The organism is Streptomyces mirabilis, assembly GCF_039503195.1.
GTDB lineage: Bacteria > Actinomycetota > Actinomycetes > Streptomycetales > Streptomycetaceae > Streptomyces > Streptomyces mirabilis_D.
Genome location: NZ_JBCJKP010000001.1, coordinates 1,205,083 through 1,228,379 on the forward strand (window position 1 = coordinate 1,205,083; position 23,297 = coordinate 1,228,379).

25 protein-coding genes are annotated in these 23,297 nt (G+C 71.5%); 11 read left to right on the forward strand and 14 right to left on the reverse strand.

Going from position 1 to position 23,297, the window contains the following annotated elements; genetic code table 11:
- Positions 1-103 precede the first annotated feature (103 nt).
- The 4 genes from AAFF41_RS06070 to AAFF41_RS06085 all read right to left on the reverse strand — a co-directional run bounded on the left by AAFF41_RS06070 (position 104) and on the right by AAFF41_RS06085 (position 3,967).
- Positions 104-547, reverse strand: coding sequence for a response regulator (locus AAFF41_RS06070; RefSeq protein WP_319753132.1), 444 nt, complete (start codon positions 545-547; stop codon positions 104-106).
- Positions 544-2,211, reverse strand: coding sequence for a sensor histidine kinase (locus tag AAFF41_RS06075; protein WP_319753133.1), 1,668 nt, complete (start codon positions 2,209-2,211; stop codon positions 544-546). Before AAFF41_RS06075 ends, AAFF41_RS06070 begins: the two co-directional genes overlap by 4 nt.
- Positions 2,208-3,407, reverse strand: coding sequence for a PP2C family protein-serine/threonine phosphatase (locus AAFF41_RS06080; protein ID WP_319753134.1), 1,200 nt, complete (start codon positions 3,405-3,407; stop codon positions 2,208-2,210). Before AAFF41_RS06080 ends, AAFF41_RS06075 begins: the two co-directional genes overlap by 4 nt.
- 107 nt (positions 3,408-3,514) lie before the next feature.
- Positions 3,515-3,967 (reverse strand): ATP-binding protein, encoded by a 453-nt coding sequence (locus AAFF41_RS06085; protein ID WP_319753135.1) that lies wholly within the window; start codon positions 3,965-3,967, stop codon positions 3,515-3,517.
- A 187-nt stretch (positions 3,968-4,154) separates the two neighbouring features.
- Between AAFF41_RS06085 and AAFF41_RS06090 the strand changes: the two genes are divergently transcribed.
- Positions 4,155-4,727, forward strand: coding sequence for a MarR family winged helix-turn-helix transcriptional regulator (locus tag AAFF41_RS06090; protein ID WP_319753136.1), 573 nt, complete (start codon positions 4,155-4,157; stop codon positions 4,725-4,727).
- A 7-nt stretch (positions 4,728-4,734) separates the two neighbouring features.
- Here AAFF41_RS06090 and AAFF41_RS06095 read toward each other — a convergent pair whose 3' ends face one another.
- Together AAFF41_RS06095 and AAFF41_RS06100 are read right to left on the reverse strand one after the other, a co-directional pair.
- Entirely contained in the window at positions 4,735-5,064 is a 330-nt protein-coding gene (locus AAFF41_RS06095) for an STAS domain-containing protein (protein ID WP_343323616.1), read from the reverse strand.
- A gap of 273 nt (positions 5,065-5,337) precedes the next feature.
- A complete protein-coding gene (locus AAFF41_RS06100) occupies positions 5,338-5,850 on the reverse strand; it encodes a MarR family winged helix-turn-helix transcriptional regulator (RefSeq protein ID WP_319753138.1) in 513 nt (170 codons plus the stop codon).
- A gap of 126 nt (positions 5,851-5,976) precedes the next feature.
- On the opposite strand from AAFF41_RS06100, the gene AAFF41_RS06105 reads away from it, so the two are divergent.
- The 4 genes from AAFF41_RS06105 (at position 5,977) to AAFF41_RS06120 (ending at position 8,442) form a co-directional block, all read left to right on the forward strand.
- Complete coding sequence (locus AAFF41_RS06105) at positions 5,977-7,158, forward strand: PP2C family protein-serine/threonine phosphatase (protein ID WP_415926022.1); 1,182 nt, start codon at positions 5,977-5,979, stop codon at positions 7,156-7,158.
- 125 nt (positions 7,159-7,283) lie between these two features.
- A complete protein-coding gene (locus AAFF41_RS06110) occupies positions 7,284-7,430 on the forward strand; it encodes a hypothetical protein (protein WP_319753140.1) in 147 nt (48 codons plus the stop codon).
- Positions 7,427-8,023, forward strand: a complete 597-nt coding sequence (locus tag AAFF41_RS06115) for a PRC-barrel domain-containing protein (protein ID WP_319753141.1) — start codon at positions 7,427-7,429, stop codon at positions 8,021-8,023. The genes AAFF41_RS06110 and AAFF41_RS06115 overlap by 4 nt, the downstream gene beginning before the upstream one ends.
- On the forward strand, positions 8,020-8,442 hold the full coding sequence (locus AAFF41_RS06120; protein ID WP_319753142.1) for a PRC-barrel domain-containing protein: 423 nt from the start codon (positions 8,020-8,022) through the stop codon (positions 8,440-8,442). The genes AAFF41_RS06115 and AAFF41_RS06120 overlap by 4 nt, the downstream gene beginning before the upstream one ends.
- Positions 8,443-8,449: 7 nt before the next feature.
- On the opposite strand, the gene AAFF41_RS06125 is transcribed toward AAFF41_RS06120, so the two are convergent.
- The gene (locus AAFF41_RS06125; protein WP_343323617.1) at positions 8,450-9,472 is read right to left on the reverse strand and encodes a DUF6777 domain-containing protein; all 1,023 of its coding nucleotides are present in this window, start codon (positions 9,470-9,472) and stop codon (positions 8,450-8,452) included.
- A gap of 408 nt (positions 9,473-9,880) precedes the next feature.
- Between AAFF41_RS06125 and AAFF41_RS06130 the strand changes: the two genes are divergently transcribed.
- Positions 9,881-11,182, forward strand: a complete 1,302-nt coding sequence (locus tag AAFF41_RS06130; protein WP_319753144.1) for a streptophobe family protein — start codon at positions 9,881-9,883, stop codon at positions 11,180-11,182.
- Positions 11,183-11,221: 39 nt separating this feature from the next.
- On the opposite strand, the gene AAFF41_RS06135 is transcribed toward AAFF41_RS06130, so the two are convergent.
- From AAFF41_RS06135 to AAFF41_RS06150, 4 genes are all read right to left on the reverse strand, one after another.
- Positions 11,222-11,848: a hypothetical protein gene (locus AAFF41_RS06135; RefSeq protein WP_054233819.1), complete on the reverse strand. Its 627-nt coding sequence runs from the start codon at positions 11,846-11,848 to the stop codon at positions 11,222-11,224.
- A 5-nt stretch (positions 11,849-11,853) separates the two neighbouring features.
- Positions 11,854-14,187, reverse strand: a complete 2,334-nt coding sequence (locus AAFF41_RS06140) for an FHA domain-containing protein (RefSeq protein ID WP_319753145.1) — start codon at positions 14,185-14,187, stop codon at positions 11,854-11,856.
- A 46-nt stretch (positions 14,188-14,233) separates the two neighbouring features.
- Complete coding sequence (locus AAFF41_RS06145; protein WP_343323618.1) at positions 14,234-14,443, reverse strand: hypothetical protein; 210 nt, start codon at positions 14,441-14,443, stop codon at positions 14,234-14,236.
- A gap of 216 nt (positions 14,444-14,659) precedes the next feature.
- Positions 14,660-15,070 (reverse strand): hypothetical protein, encoded by a 411-nt coding sequence (locus AAFF41_RS06150; RefSeq protein WP_054233816.1) that lies wholly within the window; start codon positions 15,068-15,070, stop codon positions 14,660-14,662.
- A gap of 383 nt (positions 15,071-15,453) precedes the next feature.
- On the opposite strand from AAFF41_RS06150, the gene AAFF41_RS06155 reads away from it, so the two are divergent.
- Complete coding sequence (locus AAFF41_RS06155; protein WP_343323619.1) at positions 15,454-15,834, forward strand: nuclear transport factor 2 family protein; 381 nt, start codon at positions 15,454-15,456, stop codon at positions 15,832-15,834.
- Between the two features lie 155 nt (positions 15,835-15,989).
- On the opposite strand, the gene AAFF41_RS06160 is transcribed toward AAFF41_RS06155, so the two are convergent.
- Positions 15,990-16,919, reverse strand: coding sequence for an AraC family transcriptional regulator (locus AAFF41_RS06160; protein ID WP_415926023.1), 930 nt, complete (start codon positions 16,917-16,919; stop codon positions 15,990-15,992).
- Positions 16,920-17,019: 100 nt separating this feature from the next.
- Between AAFF41_RS06160 and AAFF41_RS06165 the strand changes: the two genes are divergently transcribed.
- Complete coding sequence (locus AAFF41_RS06165; RefSeq protein ID WP_319753148.1) at positions 17,020-18,015, forward strand: oxidoreductase; 996 nt, start codon at positions 17,020-17,022, stop codon at positions 18,013-18,015.
- Between the two features lie 52 nt (positions 18,016-18,067).
- Here AAFF41_RS06165 and mgrA read toward each other — a convergent pair whose 3' ends face one another.
- Positions 18,068-19,060 carry an L-glyceraldehyde 3-phosphate reductase gene (mgrA, locus tag AAFF41_RS06170; RefSeq protein ID WP_319753149.1) on the reverse strand — a complete coding sequence of 331 codons (993 nt, stop codon included), beginning with the start codon at positions 19,058-19,060 and terminating at the stop codon, positions 18,068-18,070.
- Positions 19,061-19,187: 127 nt separating this feature from the next.
- On the opposite strand from mgrA, the gene AAFF41_RS06175 reads away from it, so the two are divergent.
- The 3 genes from AAFF41_RS06175 (at position 19,188) to AAFF41_RS06185 (ending at position 22,221) form a co-directional block, all read left to right on the forward strand.
- Positions 19,188-20,081 carry a LysR family transcriptional regulator gene (locus AAFF41_RS06175; RefSeq protein ID WP_075025881.1) on the forward strand — a complete coding sequence of 298 codons (894 nt, stop codon included), beginning with the start codon at positions 19,188-19,190 and terminating at the stop codon, positions 20,079-20,081.
- A gap of 100 nt (positions 20,082-20,181) precedes the next feature.
- Positions 20,182-21,684, forward strand: a complete 1,503-nt coding sequence (locus tag AAFF41_RS06180) for a carotenoid oxygenase family protein (RefSeq protein WP_343323620.1) — start codon at positions 20,182-20,184, stop codon at positions 21,682-21,684.
- A 27-nt stretch (positions 21,685-21,711) separates the two neighbouring features.
- Positions 21,712-22,221, forward strand: coding sequence for a mycothiol transferase (locus tag AAFF41_RS06185; RefSeq protein WP_319753151.1), 510 nt, complete (start codon positions 21,712-21,714; stop codon positions 22,219-22,221).
- On the opposite strand, the gene AAFF41_RS06190 is transcribed toward AAFF41_RS06185, so the two are convergent.
- Positions 22,209-23,273 carry an adenosine deaminase gene (locus AAFF41_RS06190; RefSeq protein ID WP_319753152.1) on the reverse strand — a complete coding sequence of 355 codons (1,065 nt, stop codon included), beginning with the start codon at positions 23,271-23,273 and terminating at the stop codon, positions 22,209-22,211. The two genes, AAFF41_RS06185 and AAFF41_RS06190, sit on opposite strands and share 13 nt — an antisense overlap.
- Positions 23,274-23,297 lie beyond the last annotated feature (24 nt).

The window sequence follows — 23,297 nt, forward strand, 5'->3', positions numbered from 1 at the left end:
CACCCTCGCGTCTTGGCAACAGCTCTCCTGGTCGGCAAGGTTGTGCCGCCGTTGTCCCTGTTCCCCGACTTCGCGCATTCATGGACCCCGGCCGGGGTGGGGGTCAGGTGGTCTTGGGCAGCTTCACCACGGTCACGAAGAAGTCGTCGATCTGGCGGACCGCGGCGATGAACTGGTCGAGGTCGACCGGCTTGGTCACATAGGCGTTCGCGTGCAGTCTGTAGCTGCGCAGGATGTCCTCCTCGGCGGAGGAGGTGGTGAGGACGACGACGGGGATGTGGGCCAGGTCGTCGTCGGACTTGATCCGCTCCAGGACCTGACGCCCGTCGTACTTGGGCAGGTTGAGGTCGAGCAGGATCAGGTCGGGGCGCGGTGCCTCGGCGTACTGGTTGGCGCGGTAGAGGAAGTCGAGGGCCTCCTCACCGTCCCGTACGACGTGCAGGGTGTTGCGGATCTTGTTGTCCTCGAACGCCTCGCGGGTCATCAGCTCGTCGCCGGGGTCGTCCTCGACGAGCAGGACCTGGATGGGTACGGCGGGGGTGCTCACGTGTGTGCTCCTTCGGGTGGGCGCGCTGCCTCCTCGGCCCCGAGGTCGGGTTCCGGTCGCGCCATGGGCAGGGTGAAGGTCACGCGCGTGCCGCCACCGGCGGTGCCGTCCAGGGTGATGGCACCTCCGTGATGTTCGACGATCTTGCGGCACACGGCAAGGCCGATGCCCGTGCCCTCGTACTCGTCGCGGCCGTGCAGCCGCTGGAAGATGACGAAGACCTTCTCCCTGAACTCGGGTTCGATGCCTATGCCGTTGTCCTGTACGGTCAGCCGCCACTGTCCGTCCCCCGGCTCCGCCTCGCAGCGGACGGCGATCTCGGGCGGCCGGTCGGGACGGCGGAACTTCACGGCGTTGGCGATCAGGTTCTGCCAGAGCATGGTCAGGGTGGTGACGTCGCCCGTCACGGTGGGCAGCGGCCCCTCCCGTACGACACGCGCGCCCGTCTCCTCCAGCACCACGCTGAGGTTGCCGACTGCCCGGTCCAGTACGTCGTCGAGCGCGACGGGGACCAGTTCCTCGCCGACGCGGCCGACGCGGGAGAAGGTCAGCAGGTCGTTGATGAGGATCTGCATGCGTTTGGCGCCGTCGACGGCGAAGTCGATGTACTGCTTGGCCCGGTCGTCCAGTTGGTCGCCGTACCGTTTCTCCAGGAGCTGGCAGAAGGACGCGACCTTGCGCAGAGGTTCCTGCAGATCGTGCGAGGCGACGTAGGCGAACTGCTCCAGCTCCGCGTTCGAGCGCTTCAGTTCCAGGGTCTGGGCGTCGAGCTCCTCGGCCTGCCGCTCCAGGAGGACCTCGCGGGCCTTGGAGGCGGAGAGTTCCTCGACGATGCGGCGGCGCATCTCCTCAACGGCCCGGGCCACCCTCTCCAGGTCGCGTGGCCCGTCGAGCCGGATCCTGCGCTCGAACGCGCCGCCGCTGACGTCCACCGAGGCCGCTTCCAGGACCCGCAGGGGGCGCCCCACGATCCGGTGCAGCAGGAGCGTCAGCGCGAGGCCGCTCGCCAGGAAGGCGGCCAGCATGCCGCCGAAGAGGAGGTCGCGGGACCGACGGCTGTCGTCGGCCGAGGCGCGGGTCCGGTCGCGCAGCTGCTGGATGTCCTTCTCCAGGGTGGCGAGTTGACCTCTGATCTCGTCGAACTTGGCCTTGCTCCCCTCCAGGGAGGGGGCTTTGGCACCGCCGGACGCGCGGGCCGCCTCGATCAGCGGCTCGGCGTAGTCGCGGCGCCAGGCGTCACTGAGGCGGCCGACCGCCTTCAGGTCCGCGGCGATCCGGGAGTGGTCGGAGAGTTCCGCGCCCAGGCGGGCCTCGAAGGTCTTCTCGTCCCGTGCTCCCGACGCGTACGGATCGAGGAAACCGGAGTCCCTGCTCAGTACATAGCCTCGTACGCCCGTCTCCTGGTCCACCAGCGAGGTCTCCAGCTGGTAGGCGGTGGCACGGGCCGGCTGGATGCGGTCGGTGAGCAGATCGGTGCGGTCGTCGGCGCGGGCCTGGAGGACCCCGCCGGACACGGCGAAGACGATCACCAGCAGCACGTTGGCGGCCAGCACCACATGGATCCAGCCCTGCACGGTCAGCCGGGCGACGCGCGTGGGCTTTCCGTCCTCGGGACGGTCCGCCGTGGCGCCGTCGGGGCCCGGGTCGTTCGGCGTACGGGTCATGACATTCCGTCCGTCGCCAGGTGCAGGACGGCCACGTCGTCGGCCAGTCCGCCGTGGGAGGCCGTCAGCGCGGCGACGTCCTCGACCACCGCGTCGACGAACGGCCGCCCCCGCAGGGTCTGGTGTTTCCTCGCCACCGCGAGCAGTCCTTCCTCTCCCAGCCGCCGGCCCGGGGCCACGACGCCCTCGAAGAGACCGTCGGTGAACAGCGTCACGGCGCTGATGTCGTGCGCGGACAGCTCGGTCTCCGGCCAGTGGGCCCGGCCCGGGAGCAGTCCGAGCGCGGGGCCCGGGGTCGGCTCGAACAGCTCGATGCCGCGCGGTGTGCCCACGAGCAGTCCCGGGTGTCCGGCGCGGATCACGCTCATACGGCTGCGGTCCTTGGCGATCCGCAGCACGGTGAGGGTGGCGAAGATGTAGTCCGCGGCGCGCTCGGCGTCGATGATCTCCTCCAAGAGCTCGAGCTGGCGCGTGCCCACGCATCCGGAGAGTACGGCGGCCCGCCAGGCCACCCGTAGACAGACGCCGAGGGCGGCCTCCGCCGCGCCGTGGCCGGAGACGTCCCCGATCACGGCGTGCACGGTGCCGTCCTCGGTCTCGACGACGTCGAAGAAGTCGCCGCCGAGCAGGGCGTGGTCCCGCCCCGGGCTGTAGCGCGAGGCCACCTGGCAACCGGCGCCCCGCATCAAGGGCGTGGGCAGCAGTCCGCGCTCCAGGCGCGCGTTCTCCCGGGCCAGCAGCCGGCTCGCCTGGAGTTCGGCCCCCGAACGCTCCACCTGCTTGCGTTGCAGGGCGTACCGGACCGCGCGGCTGAGCGCCTCGGCGTCCAGGCCGTCCTTGGCGAGGAAGTCCTGCGCCCCTTCGGCCACCGCGGCGAGCCCGGCCTCGTTCTCGGCGACTCCGGTGAGCACCACGACGGCCGCATCGGGCGCGGCGTCACGCACCAGCCGGACCGCGCTGAGTCCGTGGGTGTCGGGCAGATGCAGGTCCAGCAGGACGCACACGGAGTACGGTGTGGCGTCCAAAAACACACGTGCCTCGGCGAGGGACTTGCACCAGGTGACCTCCATCGGCAGGCCGCTGTCGACCAGCACCTCCCGCACCAGCAGCGCGTCTCCGGCGTCGTCCTCGACCAGCAGCAGTACCGCGGTGGCGTCCAGGGCCCAGCGGGGATCCGAACTCCCCTGCCGGGGCACCGCGCCTCGTTCACCTGTCCGCGGCAGGCGATCCGCCACGCTCGCCCCCCTCGGGTGACCCGCGCCGACCCCGGTCGGCTGTGAGCCCACTGGTACGTCGCTCCGGGTCAACGGCGCAGGGCGAGCTGGGCCTTGACGCACTTTCCGACCGGCACCCGCCCGACGGTCACCTCCGTCGCGAGCGCGTGCACGATCTCCAGGCCGTGCCGCCCCACGCGTTCGGGATCCCGTGGATAGCGCCGGGGCAGGGCCGCGCTGCTGTCGTACACGATGACGGTCACGGAGGTGTCGGTTCCCTCCAGTTCCAGGATGTACGGCCCATGGCTGTGCCGGTCCGCGTTGGTGACCAGCTCGCTGACGACCAGCAGGAGGTCGCCGGCGGCCTGTGTGCCGATCTCGGCACACCACTCCGAACGGAGCTGTTCGAGGAACAGCTCGGCGAAGTGGCGCGCTTCGGCGATGCACCCCGGCTCGCCGGTGTAGTGCGCCGCCCGCCGGAGCGGTTCCACGGGCACGTCGAAGCCAGTCGGTATCACCGCTCCGTCCAAGCGCTCGATCATCTGGTTCTCTTTCGGATGCCGGTATGTCGGGACATTGCGCGTCCGGACACTGCTGCACAGGGGCTCGTACCCCGTGAAGTCCTCCGCAGTCACCCCGATATTCCCCCGTCCCGGTGGCTTCCGCACACGATTCCCACAAGGGAACGGTGTCATCCCGACACGGCCGGGCAGGGCCACCACGCGAGGCATGACCGGTCACCGAGTTCTCGGTGCGAGCAAGGGGCGCGGACGGATGGACGGACAGGACCCCGAAGTACGGGACGAGACGCCGCCCCGGGAAGGGGACGACGCCCTGCTCCAGGCAGCCGACCGACTCGCGGCCGCGGCGGAGATCCTGGTCTCCGTGTCGGCCCGGACCGCGGTCGCGGTCGACAGCAGACTGTCGCCGCCGCTGCTGCGCGCCCTGACCCTGGTGGGCACGGATCCGGGTCTGACGCTCGCGGCACTCGCCGCGCGGGCGCAGATCAGCCGCTCCCGGGCGAGCCGGGTGTGCGACACGCTCGAAGAGGCCGGACTGCTGGCCCGTTCGCCGCGCACCGAGGACCGCAGGGGTGTCGGCCTGAGTCTGACCGGTCGCGGCCGGTCGGCCCTCGACCGGGTGCGGGATCGGCGCACCGCATGGATCATGGACGCGCTGCTGCGGATGCCGGAGGCCGATCTGAGCGGACTGCTGGCCGCGCTGCGCTCGCTCGGCCCGTCCCTGGCCCACGGGCATCCGGAGCACGCGGAGATACCCGGGCCACCCGACCGGTCCGTCTGACACGCCCTCAGACCGCATCGGCCTCCAGTGCCTCCCCCACGCCGGGGAAGACCGCAAGCACGTCCGAGACGCCGGTGATGCCCAGCACCCGCTCCACGAACGGGGAGAGGGCGGCCAGCCGGAGCCGCGGGCCGAGCACCCCGTGGGCCCGCAGGACGACGTTGATCGTGGTCGAGTCCAGGAAGGTCACCGCGGCCAGGTCGAGGACCACCGCGCCCGGACAGACCCGGCCCGCCGCCGCGAGAGCCTCGTCGAGTTCGCCCGCGTTGTCGAGATCCACCTCGCCGCGGACCGCGATCACGGTCGACCGACCGGCCTCGCGCGTGGACAGCGACATGGTCGCCTGACCTGGACTCCGGCCTGAATGCACAGCGATCCCTCGAAATGTTGTCGAATCCGCGGAGAGTGGGGTAACCGCATGGGGACGGTGTGCCACAACGCCGCGATGGAGCGGTGTCAGGCCCTACCGTAGCCGATCGTTGTCATTTGACAACAATTGCCGTCAGGCAACAATCTGGTGCCCCTGCGATCCCAAGTCCGGCGACCCGTGGGCTGGTTGTCGCAGTGATTTGGTCGAGTGACGGGTCGCACCGAAGGGACGCAGATGGAGCTAACCGGTACCGGTCGCACGCCCGGGTGCCCGGCCGGACCCGCCGGAGCGCTCTTCGAGCTGGTCCAGCGCGGTCGCCCGGAACGCTTCGAGGCCTTCGGTGAGCCGGGCGACGTCCGCCGAGGACATCTGCTCCAGCACGGCCCGCACCTCGCGCGCACGGTGCTCCCGGAGTTCCCTCAGCACCTGCTCGCCGAGCGGGCTGAGGCCGACCTCGACCTCGCGCCGGCTCGTCGAGCTCGGCACTCTGCGGATCAGGCCGACTGCCTCCATCCGGTCACACAGACGGCTGACCGAGGAGGGACGCGAGGCCAGGGCGTCGCCGAGCGAGCGAAGATTCATGGACCCGCCCTTCTCGATCACGATCAGGGCCCGTAGCTGAGAGGGCGGCACCGGTCCGGACGGCGCGGACTCCTGCCCTCGACCCCACAGGAGTTCGAGGAGCTCCGAGACGGCGTCGAGCGTGTGCGCGGCTTCGTCTCGGGAGACGGGTGGACGGATCGAGCGAGGCACCGATCCACCTTGTCATCAACTGAAGGCCATGGCCAGCCGCGCCGGTCCACCGGAGCCCCCGAAACAGACCCCTGCGACCACGCAGACCCACTCGCACGACCACCGCACGAGAAAGTCATCACGACCGTGACCTCTGTGAACGACGTCGACAGAGCCCTGCGCGCGGCCCCGCCGCACGCGCTGCTCGACACCCTGCGCCCCCTCCTGACGGATGTCTGGGGGGCGATCGACGCCGACCTGCTGCTGGCGGACTACGGGATGACCGTGCTCCAGCCGGTCGAGGAGCCCGGCGTCCCCGCGCGTGCCGTGTCCCTGCACAACACCCCCGAGAGCCGGGCCTTCGGCAGCCAGGAGCCGCACGAGGAACACCCCCGGAACACCGAACGGACGCGTCTGCATCTGCCGGTCACCGCCCGGGGCGAGCGCCTGGGCATCCTCACCGTCCTGCTGCCCCCGGGGCCCGTGGATCCCTCGGTGACCGACGACCTGGCACAGGTCGCCGAACTGCTGGGCCACGCGATCGTCGTGGCCGAACGGGACACGGACGTCTACCGTCAGGCCCGGCGGGTCGGCCGGCTGACGCTGGCCGCCGAAATGCAGTGGGAGCTGCTCCCGGGCCGGGCCTGTGCCTGCGAGGAGTTCGCGGTCGGCGCCCAGCTGGAGCCCGCGTACGCGGTGCGCGGGGACAACTTCGACTGGTCCTCGGACGCACACCGGCTCACCCTGTCGATCATCAACGGGATGGGGGACGGCATCCACGCGTCCTTGCTGACCCACCTGGCCGTCGGCGCCCTGCGCAACGCCCGCCGCGCCGGGCTCCCGGTCGCCGACCAGGCCAGACTCGCCGACCAGGCCCTCTACGCCCAGCACCACGGCGACCAGCACGTGTCGGCGCTGCTGCTCTCCTTCGACCTCGCCACCGGCAGCGCGCTCGCGGTGGACGCGGGTTCGCCCCGGATGTGGCGCCGCCGGGGTACGGCCGTGGAGCGGATCGAACTGGAGGCGCAGCTGCCGCTCGGCATGTTCGAGGAGTCCGACTACGTGGCACAGGAGTTCGGCGTCCTGCCCGGTGACCGGCTCCTGGTGGTGAGCGACGGTGTGTACGACGCCCTGTCGCCGTTGGGCGAGGTCTTCGGGGAGCGGGCGCTGGCCCGTGCCGTGTCCGCCACCGCCCTGCTGCCCGCGGCCGACGTACCGCGCGCCATCCTCGACGAGCTGGCCCGCTACCGCGTCACCGAACCGCTGGACGACGCGTTGATCGTGTGTCTCGACTGGTCCGGCAGGCCGGTCGGCACACCGTCCGGCTGACGTCGCGCCCGGGTCGGCCGCCGAAATGGCGACCGCCACCGCGCATTCCCCCGTCCGCTCGGGGCACCCGCACCGGGCGGAATCCGGTCGACGGCGGCCGGGGCCCGAAGGCCCGGAGGTGGACGGTGGACTGGTGGATGTGGCTGGTCGTCGTGGTCGCGGCCCTGGTGCTGCTGGGCGCGGCGGCGGTCTGGGTGCAGACGAGCAGACGGTCGGGGAGCGTCATCGCCGTGCGGCGCGGGCACCGGTTCGGGAAGCGGGAGGTGCGATGAGCGAGTTGATGTCGGCGCGCGACCTCGGTGGACGACCGGTGGTCACGCTCGGCGGTGAGGCGGTGGCGCGGGTCAAGGACACCGTCTTCGACGGGCCCGGGGGACGTGTCGCCGGCTTCACCCTCAACGGCCGGGGGCTGCTCGCGGGCCCCCTGAAGCAGAGCCTGCCGTGGAGCGCGGTCCATTCGCTGGGCCGCGACGCCGTGATGATCATCGGCCGGGGGGTCCTCGCCGAACCGGCCGCGGTGATCGCCCGGGGCGAGGCGGCGCACGGCCGGGTGCTGGGCGCCAGGGTGCTCACGGACGGCGGCACGGAGGTGGGCACCGTGCTTGACCTCGTCGTCGAGGCCGGTATCAGCGGCCGCGTGGTGGGGTTCCGGATCGCCGCCCGTCAGTCCCTGGAGTCAGGTTCGAAGCGCCGCCGCCGCAAGGTGTACGTGCCCCGGGGCGAGACGCTCGCCGTGTCGGGACAGGCTCTTGTCATCCCCGCGGACGCGACCCGCTTCGTCGCGGACGACCTGGCCGGTTTCGCCGCCCAGGTCGAGGCGTTCCGGCTCCGGGACACCGCCGACCGGACGGAACCCACACCGTGACGCTGTTCTCCAAGATCCGCGGCCTGCCGGTCGTCACGCTCGGCGAGGCGAACGAGCTCGGCGTCGTCAGATCTCTCACGATCGATGTCGTATCGGGGCTGATCGGCCAGGTGCGGCTGTCGCCGGCCCGGGGGCGCAAGGAGATCGCGATCGACTGGAGCGCCTTGCACGTGATCGGCCCGGACGCCGTCCTCGTCCGGTCGGGCACCGCCCTGGACACCGCCCCTCCCGCGGCGCCCGTGGACATCCTGGGCATCCGGGTCCTGACCGAGGACGGGGACGAGCGCGGCACCGTGCGGGACATCGCCTTCGACCCGGTCACCGGCCGCGTGGAGAAGTGGTGCACGGCCCTGGGCGACATCCCGGGCGACCGACTGGTCGGGCTCGGGCACTACGCCCTGGTCGTACGGACCGGCTGAGGCCGCCTCAGTACCCAGGAGGCGTCAGGGCCGACTCCGGCGCGTCGTAGGACGACGAGGTGTCCGCCGTCGTGGCAGGTTCGGAGGAGGGGTACTCCGGATCCGATGACGAAGAGGTGGACGGGGACGACGCATCGGACGACGCCACATCGGACGACGACGGGTACGAAGGGTACGGAGACTTCGATACCGGAGGCTTCGATACCGGAGGCTTCGATACCGGAGGCTTCGATACCGGAGGCTTCGGTGACGCCGACGACACGCTCACCGCGGGGGACGGCTTCGCCGGGGGGTACGTCTTCTCGTCCCGGCGGCCGTCGGAGTCGCCCCGGTGACGGCCGACCCATTCGTCGAGGTGGGGGTCGTAGATGACGAAGACGTCGATGGTGGTCGTGGCGGGCAGGACGACCACCACGTTCACCGACCGGTACGAGGCCCAGGTGTCACCCGTCCGCCTGGGCACGGTCTGCTGCGCGACCGCCGGTGTCAACGGGTTCCCGCAGGCACAGCGCACGCGCGGCACCCCGTGGCCGTCGACGAGGACCGCCGTGCCCGTCTGGAGCACCGCCTGGTAGGGGGTGGCCGCGCCGCCCCGGTAGCCGTGGTTGGTGACGCGGGTGTCCATCCGCAGCTGTACGGGGGTGAGCGAGCGCAGGTAGGCGGGGACCGCGCTGGGCTGGACGCCTTCCACGAAGGCGAACGCCTTGTTCTTCGCCGGCTCCGCCTGGAGCGCCTTGACCTGTTTCTCGACATCGCAACTCGCGGTGTTGCGGGTGCCGCCGTAGAGCCCGGGCGTGGAACCCGACACACCGCGCGTCACATTGGCGGACTCCGGCGCGTTCGCCGCCGGGGTCACCGGCGTGGTGGAGCTGTCCTTCGCCGTCGACTCCGTGAACGGGTCGGGACCCGGTTTGTTCGCGGCCTGCAGGAACAACGCACCGCCCGACGCCGTGCCGGACGTGCCGCCCGAGCGGGCGAGGACGACACCGAGCACCACACCGGCCACCACGACCCCGGTGATCAGCGCCATCCGCGGCGCCGACTTCCACCAGGGGTGGTCCGGGCCGCCGCCGTGACCGGGCCGGCCGCCGGGACCGCGACCTCCGGAACCGCCGCCGCCCGGCGGACCGGTTGGCGGAACACTCGGCGGTGGCGTGAGCGGGCGGCCGATCCCGTGGGTCGGAGCGTGGCTGGAGGCACCCGGCCGGGGGAGCCCGACAGCGGTCCCGCAGGAGGTCCGGTGGGCCGGTCGGAGGACGGCGGGTCGACGCTCACTGGCTCTTCTTCCGAGCGTAGGGATCTCGCGGCATTTCTCGCCCTTTATGCCGTTTCCTTCCACAACGAGCCCATTGTGTGCTCCGGTCGGGTGTCCCCCGCAAGCCGACGCGGTCGGCCCTCCCGGCGGGCGGTGGACCCTGGTGCTGCTTAGCGTGGCAGCGTGAGCCCGCAGACACCGTCCGACCAGGTCATCGCCGCTCCAGGCGAGCGGACGGCCGCCCGTCACGGCTGGGCCCAGGCCCTGCTGGCGGTGGTGGCCGGGGCGATCGTCATGCTCGCGGTCGCCGCCCTCGGGCTGTGGGGGGCCGGTGCGACGGACCTGCCCGAGCATGCCTACCCACGGGTCGTCGCGGCCTCCGTCGTGACCGCGGTCGGCGGCACCGTCGAGCTGGCGGGTGACGCGGGCGTGATCGCCGACACCCGGGCGGGACTGACGGTGATCCCGCTGTCGGTCACGCTCGCGGGGGCCCTGATGATCGCCGCCGGGTTCCTGCGGCCGCTGCGGCACCGGGCCGTCGCGCGTGCCGCCGAGTTGGCCGGCTGGGCCGCCAGGATCGCGGTCCTGTGGCTGCTGGCCCTCCTCGGACTCGCGCTCTACTCCCACCAGAACTTCAAGATCTCCCTCGGCACCGGGACGATCAGCGACATCGGCGACCTCATCGGGGTCTCGCCCGAGGTGGGCTTCAAGACGGCCGTGCCGGTGACGCTGCTCTACGGGGTGCTGTGGCTCGCGGGTGTCCTCGTCCTCGCCCTGCTGGTGTCGCGCGGAGCTCCGCTCCCGGCCCGGCTGCTGCGCTTCCAGGAGTCGGTGCGCCCGGCCGCGTACGCCATGGTCGTCCTGCTCCTCGCCTGTGTCGCGGCGGGAGCGGTCGTCGCGCTGGTGGTGGCCGCCACGCGCGGACACGTCCCCGAGACCTTCGCGGTGATCTTCCTCGGGCTGCCCAACCTCGCCTGGCTCGCCTTCACGATCGGGCTGGGCGCCACCTGGAGGGGGCGGGTGGACGGGCCGTTCGGGCTGCCCATGCCGCACGTCCTCGACCAGGTGCTGCGCACCCCGGACGTCTCGACGGTCAACCTGCGCACCCTGGGCCACTACGACGGCAGGGTGTGGTGGCTGCCGGTCGTCGACGCGCTGCTGCTCCTGGGCGCCGCGTTCCTGATGGCCGCCCGCTCACCGGCCCGGGTGCGGGCCTGGCGGCACGCCGTCCGCATGGCCCTCGCGCTGGCGCTCACGGTGCTCATGATCTGCCTGGTCGGCAGGCTCTCGGCGCACTACGGCCTGTCGCTCATCGGCATCGGTGACGCCGGCGGCGGCCTCGCGGGCGAACTCTTCCTCAAGCCGAGGCTCTGGGGCGCGCTCGGACTCACCGTCGTGTGGGGCCTGGTGACCGGGTTCCTCGGCGCCCTGCTGGCGAGGGGAGTCCGCCGAAAGGGCGAGGTCGTGCAGGACACGGTCGACTAGGAAGGACACCGGCGGCCAGGGCGGTTGCCTTCCGTGCCGTCAGCGGTCACCCGGCTCGTCCGTCACCCCCGGGACCAGACGGGTCGGTTCATGGTCGCCGGGTGCCCGTACGACACCTGTGCGCGCCCGGCCCGGAACACTTCCGTTCCGCTCTGGGGTCGCCGCCGGTTCGTCCGCGACCGCGTACGTGCTCAGCCGCGTCCCGTCGGTGTACACCCAGCGCTCGTGCTCGGCGTCGTACAGCCAGAGGGACTCACCGTCGACAACCACCCCGATCCGCTGCCCGCGCGTGATGCCGCGGAAGGACGCCCCGTCCAGCCGCCCGGCCGCGAGGTCCTCGGCCGCGCTCCGATAGCGGGTGAGGGCCTGCTCGACGCGGGCGAGGAGCGGGCGCGGGTCGGCCGTTCGGGTGAGGGGGTCGCCCTCCGCGGGCGGCGGCTGCGGTACGGCGACGAGCAGCCGGCCGTCGACCCAGGCCGACCAGCCGTTGGCGCAGACGACCCGGCCCCAGTCGCCGAGCCGCTCGACGAGCTGCACCGGGAGCAGAGCGTCGAGCGGCACGGTGGGCCGGGAGGCGTCCGGCGCCTCCCAGGCGGGCAGGCCGTCCGGCGGAACGACGTGCGTCGGGCGGAACTCGTCGGTCGTCGCCGGGTCGGGAGTCGTCATCGCACCTACTTCCGCATGACCTCGGGTTCGTGCCGCCGCAGCAGCCGGGCCACCACGCACCCGAAGACGATCGACAGCAGGACCAGCATGCTCATGTTGACCAGCCACACGCTGGGCTCGTGCCGGAACAGCGGGTCGGAGGTGAGCGACCCCGGGACGATCCGGCCCAGGGCGACGGTCCCCGACATCGCGCCCAGGGCCCAGCGGGCGGGCACGAGCCAGGCCAGTTGTTCGATGCCGGGCACCCCGTGCAGCTTGAGCAGCGCGCCGCTGAAAACCACCTGGACGACGGCGATCAGCACCAGCAGCGGCATGGTGACCTCCTCCTTGGTCACCACGGCGGAGACCAGGAGGCCGAGCATCATCGCGCTGAAGGCCAGCAGGGCCACGGCCAGGGTGATCTCGACAAGCGGCGACATGAGGACACCCTGGCCGCGGGGCGCGTTGAGGTCGACGCCGAACAGCGCGACGAGGGTCAGGACGACGGCCTGGAGAACGGTGACGGTGCCGAGAACCACGATCTTCGACATCAGGTACGCCGACCGGGACAGGCCGACCGCGCGCTCCCGCTGGTAGATGACCCGTTCCTTCACCACTTCGCGTACGGCGTTGGCCGCGCCCGCCAGGACTCCGCCTATGCACAGGGTGAGCAGCGCGTTCATCGACGTCTCCAGCGTCAGTTTGCTGCCCGCGACGGCTCGGGCCATCACGCCCATGATGCACGGCAGCGCGATCATGACGGCGAGGAAGGTCCGGTCGGCGCTGAGCACGGCCGCGTACCGGCGCACCAGGGTGCCGAGTTGCGCGCCCCAGCTCTGGGCCTTGGGTGGCGGTCCGACGGCGGCGGCCGGGCCGGCCCGGAGCAGAGGGGGCTGTGGGCTGGAGCTGTCGATGTACCGGACCTGGAGCGGTGAGCTCCGGTACTCCCCCGCCCAGTCCCGGTCCTGATCCCGCTCGAAGGCCTCGAAGGCCTCGGGCCACTGCTCGTAGCCGAAATAGGTGAGCGCGTCCTCGGGCGGTCCGAAGTAGGCGACCTTGCCACCGGGAGCGAGCACCAGGAGCCGGTCACAGACGTCGAGGCTGAGCACGCTGTGGGTGACCACGATGACCGTACGGCCGTCGTCCGCGAGGCCGCGCAGCATGTGCATCACCGAGCGGTCCATACCGGGGTCGAGACCGGAGGTGGGTTCGTCCAGGAACAGCAGCGACGGCTTGGTCAGCAGTTCCAGGGCCACACTGACCCGCTTGCGCTGGCCGCCGGACAGACTGTGGATGGGCAGGCCTGCGCGCTGCTCCAGGCCCAGCTCCCGGATGACCTCGTCGACCCGCGCCTGGCGCTCCGCCTTCGCGGTGTCCTGCGGGAAGCGCAGTTCGGCGGCGTACACGAGGGCGCGCCGCACCGTCAACTGGGCGTGCAGGATGTCGTCCTGCGGCACGAGACCGATGCGCTGGCGCAGCTCGGCGTAGTCGCGGTAGAGGTCGCGGCCGTCGTACAGGACCGCTCCACGGTCGGCGGGCCGCTGCCCGGTGAGGGCGTTGAGGAGCGTGGACTTCCCGGCGCCGCTGGGCCCCACGACGGCCAGCAGGCACTTCTCGCCGACGGGAAAGGACACCTGGTCGAGGAGGATCTTGCGGCCGCGGTCGACGGCGACGGTCAGTTCCTGGACGTCGAGGGAGACCTCGCCGGTGTCGACGTACTCCTGCAACTCGTCTCCGACGAGGCGGAACACGGAGTGGCCGATGCCGACGATGTCACCGGGAGTGATCGCGGCGCGGGTGACGGGCTGCCCGTTGAGGAACGTGCCGTTGTGGCTGCCGAGGTCGAGGATCTCGTACGTCCTGTCCGGGTGGGCCAGCAGTTCGGCGTGCCGCCGGGAGACGACCAGGTCGTCGATGACCAGGTCGTTGTCGGCGCCGCGGCCGATGCGGACGGTGCGGGTGGGCAGCGGTCGCACGGTGGTCGGCCGTGGGAAGGTGCCGCTGGCCGAGGGCCGGAATTCGCCCGAGGGCCGCTGCGGGGCCTTCCCGGCGAAGACCACCCGCGGGCCGTCGGAGGGGCTGCCGAAGTGGATGACGCTGCCGGGTCCGACGCCCCATTCGTGGACCCGCCTGCCGTCGGCGTACGTGCCGTTCGTGCTGTTCTCGTCCTGGATCGTCCAGTGGTCCGCCTCGGGCCGCAGGACCGCGTGGTGCCACGAGACCCGGACGTCGTCGATGACGATCTCGCTCGACGGGTCCCGCCCGACGTGATAGTCGCGGCTCGGACTCAGCACCGTGGAGCCCGTCTCCGTTTCGAGGACGAGTTCGGGCGCCGTCGGCGCGACCGACCGCTCTCCCATACCCAGAATTCTAGCTATTCGTTCATATATGCGCCTGATCAGTGGCTCATGGCCGGTGCTGTGCGAGGTCCGCGAGGCAGGTCAGGGCGGGCAGCTCCTCCGCGTTCTCCCCGCACCGCCCGGGGGGCACCCGGGCGGGGAGCAGCTCCGGACGGCGGGTCCGGCCGTCGTGGCGGGAGCGGCCGATCCGTCGGCCCGCCTCGGTGATGTGGACGAGGAGGGCACGTCCGTCACCCAGGTCGCGACGCCGCTCCACCCGCCGAGTCCACCGGCGTCCGCACCGACGCGGCCCGCGCCCGGGCGCACGTCGACGGGGGGCGCCAAGAAAGTGATCACCGCCGTCGCGGCGACCGGCGAGGACGTCACGATCGTCCTCGGTGTGCGCCAGGGCGCTCACGGCCCGCGGCGGCACACGATCGTCTCCGCCCTGAGGCTGCTGGTCGGCGGGACCCCAGGACCCGCCCGGCGGCGGTCAGGCCGCGGAGCTGCCGAGGGCGGCGGCGGTCCGCTGCATGCGCAGCGCGTCGACGGATTCGGCGAGCAGTTCGTACTCGGTGGTGTCGTCGCTGGTGGCGATGCGGACGAGCTTTCCGGCGGCCAACTCCTCGGCGACCAGCTCCTGTTGGAGGGTGTCACCGCACCAGGCGCGCAGGACGCTCGGCACGTCCGGGACGGTGTCCGCCACCGGCGCGATCGAGTTCGGCGGGAAGGTGGGATCTTCGGGTTGCGGATCGAGCCGCGACGCCATCCAGGAGGCACGGTCCCGCATCCACCACAGGGCCAGCGCCAGGGTGGGCGCGCGATAGGTCCCCAACGGGACACCGATGCGTCTACCTCCGCATATTCCGTATGCGGTCACATGGCACAGGAATTCGTCGTGCACGATCGCTCCCCCATTGCAACGCTGTCCGCCGGCCCGGCCTCGCTTTCCCTGCGGCTCGCTCACTGCGTGCGGCTCGTTCGTGGTGCACGGTGGTGCTGCGCGCGTCGTGCATGGTCGTGCAGCGCGCGGGCGTGGCTGAATCGCCCTGTCACTCGAGTATCGCCACTCCTGACACTCTGTCACCATGCCATTCCAGCCAGTCTCCTGGCATATTCACCGCCCGGTTTGGCCGAAACGCGACTCGCTGCCCTTACCCGGGAGGTAATCGACGCCCGCGGGCGTCGGCGGGCATGGTTGCGGCATCGGATCCCGGCGGAGAGCCACCGCCCTGAATCCACTCACTGACCAGCAACTACCTTACTTTCCACGGAGGTTGATCCACCATGTCCGCAACCGACGACCGTTACGAGAACGCCGTCGCCCGCTACTTCGAGGCCTGGAACGCCACTGACCGGGATGCGCTCGCCAAGGCGGTCGCCGCCGCCTGGAGTACGGACGGCAGCTACACCGACCCGCTGGCCGAGGTCCGCGGGCACGAGGGGATCGCGGCGGTGATCACGGCGGCGCACGAGCAGTTCCCGGGGTTCTCTTTCCGGCCCGCCGGACCGGTCGACGGGCACCACGACATCGCCCGCTTCGGCTGGGAACTGGTCAACGCGGCCGACGGCACGGCGCCCGTCGCGGGATTCGACGTGATCACCCTGGACGGCGAGGACCGGATCCGCAGCGTGCACGGATTCCTGGACCGGGTGCCGACCCAGTGACGCTCCAGCGCCTCCGGTCCGCCGGCGCGGAGTCCGATGAGTCTTCCCGCCTCCGGTGGTCTCTTGAACAGGACACCCACCGGAAGCGGAAGACCACATGAGCACCATCGGCAAGGAGGCGGGCGACAGCGTGACGGTCCGCCCGGAAGAGCGTCTCAGCCCGTGAGCGCCGCCCGTGCGACGTCACGGTAGCGCCGCGGCGCGACACCCGTCGTCCGCTTGAAGGCGTTACTGAAGGCGCTCTCGGACGTATAGCCGACCCGCTGGGCGAGGGCCGACACCGACGTCTCGCCGTCCCGCAGGGCCCGGCGGGCCAGACTCATCCGCCAGTCCAGCAGATACGTCAGGGGCGGCACCCCGGCCACGGCCCGGAAACGCTCGGAGAAGGTGGTCCGGGACATGGCCGCCGCCCTGGCGAGCTCCTCCAGCTGCCAGGGGCGACTCGGATCGGCGTGCATGAGCCTCAGCGCCGGGGCGATGCGCTCATCGGCGAGGGCGCGCAGACGTCCGGCCGGGAGGGCGTCGGCGTCCGCGAGATAGGCGCGCAGGACCTGGACGAACATGAGCTGGGCGAGCTGGTCGGCCGCGAAGTCGGCCCCGGCCCGCTCGGCGGTCAGTTCGCGCAACAGCTGGTCGAGCAGCCAGCGCATGACCGGCGCCTCCTCGGCGCCGGCCCGGACACACAGCAGCGGCGGCAGGGCGTGCAGCAGCAACTCCTCGCCCGCCCGGCCCAGTTCGATGTGGCCGCCGACGAAGACGGCGTCCTCTCCGCCGCCGTAACGAATCATGGACCCGGAGGTGTCCGCGAAGAGTGTCGTGGCGTCCGCCGGCTCCACGGACGGATCGCTCGCGACCACGAACGCCCGGCTGCCGTCGAACACGGCCACATCGCCCGGCCCCAGCCGGGCGAACTCCGGCAGTCCGTCCAGGGACACCGACATGCTGCCCTGCACCACCGCGGTGATCTTGAGCATCCCGGGCGGCGGGAAGCGCAGCGCCCAGTCACCGCCCGCCGTGAAGCCGCCGGAGATGACACACCGGGCGTCCATGAGACCGAGGGTGTCGGAAAGAGGGTCCGCAGGCATATCCGTACTATCGCGCAAGTAATGCGGACTTTCAAGCATTCATCGTACGGATGCCCGGTTCTACGGTGGTCGGGAAGGCACACATGAGGAGAGCCGAACCATGACCACCGAGCAACAGCAGCAGCCCCTCCACTCCGGATTCGACGCCGCGTCCAGCGCCGAGGACGTCATCAAGGGCATCGACCTGACCGGCAAGGTCGCCGTCGTCACCGGCGGCTACTCCGGCATCGGCCTGGAGACCGTGCGCGTCCTGCGGGCCGCGGGCGCCGAGGTCGTCGTACCGGCGCGGGACACCGAGAGGGCGCGGGCCGCGCTCAAGGGGATCGACGGCGTCGAGACCGCGACCATGGATCTGCTGGATCCGGCCTCGATCGACGCGTTCGCCGAACGTTTCCTCGACTCCGGGCGGCCGCTGCACATCCTCGTCAACAGCGCGGGCGTCATGGCGACGCCGCTGACGCGTGACGCCCGGGGGTACGAGGTGCAGTTCGCCACGAACCACCTCGGCCACTTCCAGCTGGTCGCCCGCCTGTGGCCGGCGCTGCGCCGGGCGCACGGGGCCCGGGTCGTCTCGGTGTCCTCCTGGGGCCACCGGTTCTCACCCGTCCTGTTCGACGACCCGCACTTCGAGCACCACGAGTACGACCGGTGGGTCGCCTACGGGCAGTCGAAGACGGCCAACATCCTCTTCGCGCTCGGTCTCGACGAGCGGGGCAAGGCGGACGGGATCCGGGCCTTCGCCCTGCACCCGGGAAGCATCGTCGACACCGGTCTCAAGAAGTACCTGGCCGAGGAGGACCTCAGGGCCGCCGGCGTCCTCGACGCGGACGGCCGGCCGATCCTCGACCCGGAACGGCAGCTGAAGACCGTCGAGCAGGGGGCGGCCACCAGCGTGTGGTGCGCGACCAGCCCCCTGCTCGAGGGCAGGGGCGGCGTCTACTGCGAGAACAGCGACATCGCCCCTCCGATGCCCGCGGAGGAGGGCCGTGAGTGGTCCCTCGGGAACAGGTCGTCGAAGGCCGGCGTGGTGCCCTACGCCGTGGACCCGACGGCGGTCGACCGCCTCTGGGAGCTCAGCGAGCGGCTCACCGCCTGACGACCGGGCCACACGGCCCGGTCGGCTACTCCTACGGCCTGATCAGCGAGCCTCAGGCCTTGATGATCGCGTCGATCCGCGCCAGCTCCTCCGCGGTGAAGTCCAGGGCGCGGGTGGCCGCGACGCTGTCCTCCAGCTGCTGGGGGCTGCTCGCGCCGATCAGCGCGGAGGTCACCCGGCCGCCCCGCAGCACCCAGGCGAGCGCCAGCTGCGCCAGGGACTGGCCGCGGGACTTGGCGATCTCGGCGAGGGCGCGCAGCTGCCGTACCAGGTCCTCGGTGACCGTGTCGGCGCTCAGGAAGGGGCTGTCGCTCGCGGCGCGCGAGCCCTCCGGGATGCCGTCGAGGTAGCGGCTGGTGAGCAGGCCCTGCTCCAGCGGGGAGTAGGCGATGGAGCCGACCTGCAGCTCGTCGAGCGTGTCCAGGAGCCCCTCGTCCTCGGGGCGGCGGTCGAGCATCGAGTAGCGCGGCTGGTGGATCAGCAGAGGGGTGCCCAGCTCGGCCAGGATGCGGGCGGCTTCCCTGGTCTGCTCCGCGGAGTAGTTGGAGATGCCGACGTAGAGCGCCTTGCCCTGCTGGACCGCCGAGTGCAGGGCGCCCATCGTCTCCTCCAGGGGAGTCTCCGGGTCGGGGCGGTGCGAGTAGAAGATGTCCACGTAGTCCAGACCCATCCGGGCCAGGCTCTGGTCGAGCGAGGACAGCAGGTACTTGCGGGAGCCCCACTCGCCGTAGGGGCCCGGCCACATCAGGTATCCGGCCTTGGTGGAGATGACCAGCTCGTCGCGGTGGTGCGCGAAGTCCGCCTTCAGGGCGTCGCCGAGGGCCGACTCGGCGGCGCCGGGCGGCGGACCGTAGTTGTTGGCCAGGTCGAAGTGGGTGACACCGAGGTCGAAGGCGCGGCGCAGGATCGCGCGCTGGGTCGCCACCGGCCGGTCGGGGCCGAAGTTGTGCCACAGGCCGAGCGACAGCGCGGGCAGCTTCAGTCCGCTGCGTCCGGTGCGCCGGTAGGGCATGTCCGCGTAACGGTCGGGGTGTGCGGTGTACAACGCGTGCTCCTGGAAGGCCGGGAAAACAGGTCTCCACTCTCGCGCGGGCACGGTGCAGAGGTCCAACGGGAGAATCGGATGGGACTGAGCGACGGCGCTTCTCAATCGGCGACTACTGTGGTGCCCCATGGAACTGCGCCACCTTCAGCACTTCGTCGCGGTCGCCGAGGACCAGCACTTCACCCGGGCGGCGGAACGGCTGATGGTGTCGCAGTCGGGACTGTCGTCCTCGATCCGCGCCCTGGAGCGGGAGCTTCAGGCCCCGCTGTTCGTGCGCACCACCCGTCGGGTCACGCTCACGGAGGCCGGACGCGCCCTGCTCGGCGAGGCCGAGCGGATCCTCGCCCAGGTGCGCTCGGCACAGGACGCCGTGGCCGCCGTGCAGGGCGTCCTGCGCGGCACGCTCTCCCTGGGCACCGAGCAGTGCATCGCGGGCGTGGACGTGGCCAAGCTTCTCGCGGCGTTCCGGCGGCGCCATCCCGACGTCGAGATCCGGCTGCGGCAGGCGGGTTCCGAGGCGCTGGCCGAGGAGGTCGCCGCGGGCCGTCTCGACCTGGCCTTCGCCGTCAGGACGCGGGCGGACGGGGACCAGCTGCGGTCGGTCCCGCTGACCAGCGAGCCGATGACCGTGCTCTGCCATCCCACGCACCACCTCGCGACCGCCGCCGTGGTCACGCCCCAGGAGCTGGGCGGCGAGGCCTTCGTCGACTTCCACCCCGACTGGGGGCCGCGCCGCACCACGGACGCGGCCTTCGCGGCGGCGGACGTACGGCGGACGGTGGCGCTGGAGGTCAGCGACGTGCACAGCCTGCTGGAGCTGGTCCACGAGGGCCTCGGCATCGCCGTCGTGCCGCGCCACTTCGGCCACAAACGCGAGGCCGGCGATCTCACCGCTCTCCCTTTCAAGGGCGCCTGTGAAGCGTCGTACGAGACGGTCGCCATGCTGCCGCCGCCGGACGCCACCAGTCCGGCGGCGCGGGCGCTGATGGTGCTTCTCGACACCCCGCAAGAGGGGGTCTGACACCACCCCCGGAGGGGCTCCAGCACTCCTGACCTGGCCCGCTGCCCGGCCGCAGACTCGTGGACGTCCACCAAGGCGACTGCGAGGCTGGAGTACGGAGATGGCGGATCACACACGACGGACGGTCCTGCGCGGGACGGCGGTCGCGGCGGCGGGTGGGCTCGTCGGCGCGATGGGGGGCCGGGTGGCAGCGGCGGCGACACCGGTGCCGGGCACGGCGACACAGGGCGGCCATCGGTTCCCCTTCCTGGAGGGGGCGTTCGAGCCCGTCACCGAGGAGCTGACGGCGTTCGACCTGCCGGTCACCGGACGCGTTCCGCGCGAGCTGAACGGCCGCTTCCTGCGCAACGGCCCCAACGTCCTGGGCCTGGAGGATCCGCGCGCCCACCACTGGATGCTCGGTGAGGGCATGGTGCACGGCGTGCGGCTGCGGGACGGTCGCGCGGAGTGGTACCGCAACCGCTGGGTCCGGTCGGCCTCCGTGGCGAAGAAGCTCGGCGAGCCGTACCCCGGGCCCGTCCCACCGGACGACTTCCCGTGCAACACCCATGTGATCGGGTACAGGGGACGGATCCTGGCCCTCCAGGAGAGTGGGCCGCTGCCGTACGAACTCGACCACGAGCTCGACACGGTGGGCACGTACGACTTCCGCGGCACCCTCGAAGGGGCCTTCACCGCCCACACGAAGTTCGACGCGGCGGCCGGAGAACTGCACGCGATCGCCTACTACCCCACCTGGGACCACGTCCGGCACCAGGTGATCGACCACACGGGCCGGGTCGCGAGGACCACGCGGATCCCGGTGGCGGACGCGCCCATGACGCACGACTTCGCGCTCACCGAGAAGTACGTCGTGATCTTCGATCTGCCCCTCACCTTCGACCCCGCGGGAGCCGAGCGGGGCGACCTCGTGCCGTACGTCTGGAACGAGAAGCACCGAACGCGGGTCGGTCTGCTGCCACGCGCGGGGGGCGAGGTCCGCTGGTTCGAGGTGGATCCGGTCTTCTACTCGCACACCCTGAACGCGTACGACGAGGGCTCGTCCGTGGTCGTCGACATGACGACCTACCCGGCGCCCTTCTACGTCGCGGGCCGCGGCTCCGACGGACCGTACGGCGCCGGCACCGCCTCGCTCGAACGCTGGACGATCGACGTGGCGCACGGCCGGGTGCGCACCAGGACCCTCGACGACCGTCCCCAGGAGTTCCCCCGCGTCCACGAGGCGTTGGTGTCCAGGCGGCACCGTTACGCCTACACGGTCGCCGCCGCGGACATGACCCTGGCGTATCTGACGCCCGACGGGAACCCGCCCGACCGGGCCTTCGCCAACGCGTTGATCAAGCACGACCTGCTCCGCGGGACCACGCAGGTCCACCGGCTGCCGCGGGACGCCGCCGCGGGGGAAGCCGTCTTCGTCCCCTCCGAGGGCGCACGGGCCGAGGACGACGGCTACGCGATCGCCTATGTGCACAATCCCGATCGCGGGGCCGCCGACCTGGTGATCGTGGCCGCCCAGGACTTCACGGGCGAGCCGGTCGCCCGGATCCATCTCCCGGGGCGGGTGCCGCTCGGCTTCCACGGCAGTTGGATTCCGGACGCGTGAGCGACCGCGATGCGCGATGGTGGACGCATGCATGCAAAGGACATCCTCATCGACGCGTACAGCCGCATCCAGGAAGAGGTCCATGCCGCCGTCGAGGGCCTGTCGCCGGACGTTCTCAACGCCCGCCCCTCGGACGACGCCAACTCCGTCTCATGGCTGGTCTGGCACCTCACCCGCGTCCAGGACGACCATGTCGCGGACGCCGCCGGGCTCGAGCAGGTCTGGCTCGCGCAGGACTGGGAGAAGCGCTTCGGGCTCGATCTGCCGCGCCGGGACACGGGGTACGGGCACAGCTCCGCGAAGGTCGCCAAGGTGCGGGTCGACTCCGGTGACCTGCTGACCGGGTACTACGACGCCGTGCACGAACAGACGCTGGAGTTCCTGCGCGGGCTGACCGCCAAGGACTTCGAGCGGATCGTGGACGAGCGCTGGGATCCCGCGGTCACCCTCGGAGTACGGCTGGTCAGCGTCCTGTCCGACGATCTGCAGCACGTCGGACAGGCCGCCTATGTACGGGGGCTGGTTCAGAGGGCGTAGCCGGGCAGCACGACGTCCTCGATGAGGGCCTTGCGCTCGTCGAACGGGATGAACGCGCTCTTGACGGCGTTCACCGTGACCGTGCGCAGATCCTCCACCGTCCAGCCCGCCTCCTCCACCAGCAGCGCCATCTCGCGCGTCATCGTCGTGCCCGACACCAGACGGTTGTCGGTGTTGAGGGTGACGCGGAAGCCGAGGTCGCGCAGTGCGGTGATGGGGTGCTCGGCGATGGAGGTCGCGGCACCCGTCTGGAGGTTCGACGTCGGGCACATCTCCAGGGCGATACGGCGGTCGCGCACCCAGCCCGCGAGGCGGCCGAGCTTGCCGTCGACGATGTCCTCGGTGATGCGGACGCCATGGCCGATGCGCTGGGCACCGCAGACCTGGAGGGCCTGGTGGATGCTGGGCAGGCCGTGGGCCTCACCGGCGTGGATGGTGAACGGGACGCTCTCGCCGCGCAGGTGCTCGAAGGCGGCGAGGTGGTCGGCGGGCGGGAAGCCGTCCTCGGCACCCGCGATGTCGAAGCCGACGACGCCGGCGTCCCGGAACGCCACCGCGAGGTCGGCGATCTCCCGGGTGCGGTCGAACATGCGCATCCCGCACAGCAGGGTGCCGACCCGCACCGGGGTGCCCGCTGCCGCCGCCTTGGCCATACCGGCCGCCAGGCCCTCCTGCACCGTCTCGACGACCTCGGGCAGGGTCAGGCCGCCGTTCACCATCAGCTCGGGCGCGTACCGGACCTCGCCGTAGACGACGCCGTCCCCGGCCAGGTCGAGCACGTACTCCTCGGCCGTGCGCAGCAGGCCCTCGCGGCTCTGCATGACCGCGAGGGTGTGCTCGAAGGTGGCTATGTAGCGCACCAGGTCACCGGAGTTGGCGGCCTCGTAGTACCAGGCGGCCAGCGCGTCCGGGTCGGTGGTGGGCAGCGTGTGGCCGACCGTCTCGGCGAGCTCCACCAGCGTGGCGGGGCGCAGGCCGCCGTCGAGGTGGTCGTGCAGCACGGCCTTGGGGAGGCGGCGGATGGTGTCGATGTCGATGCGGGGCGCGGTCATGCGTGTCGTTCCTCGGCAGGTTCT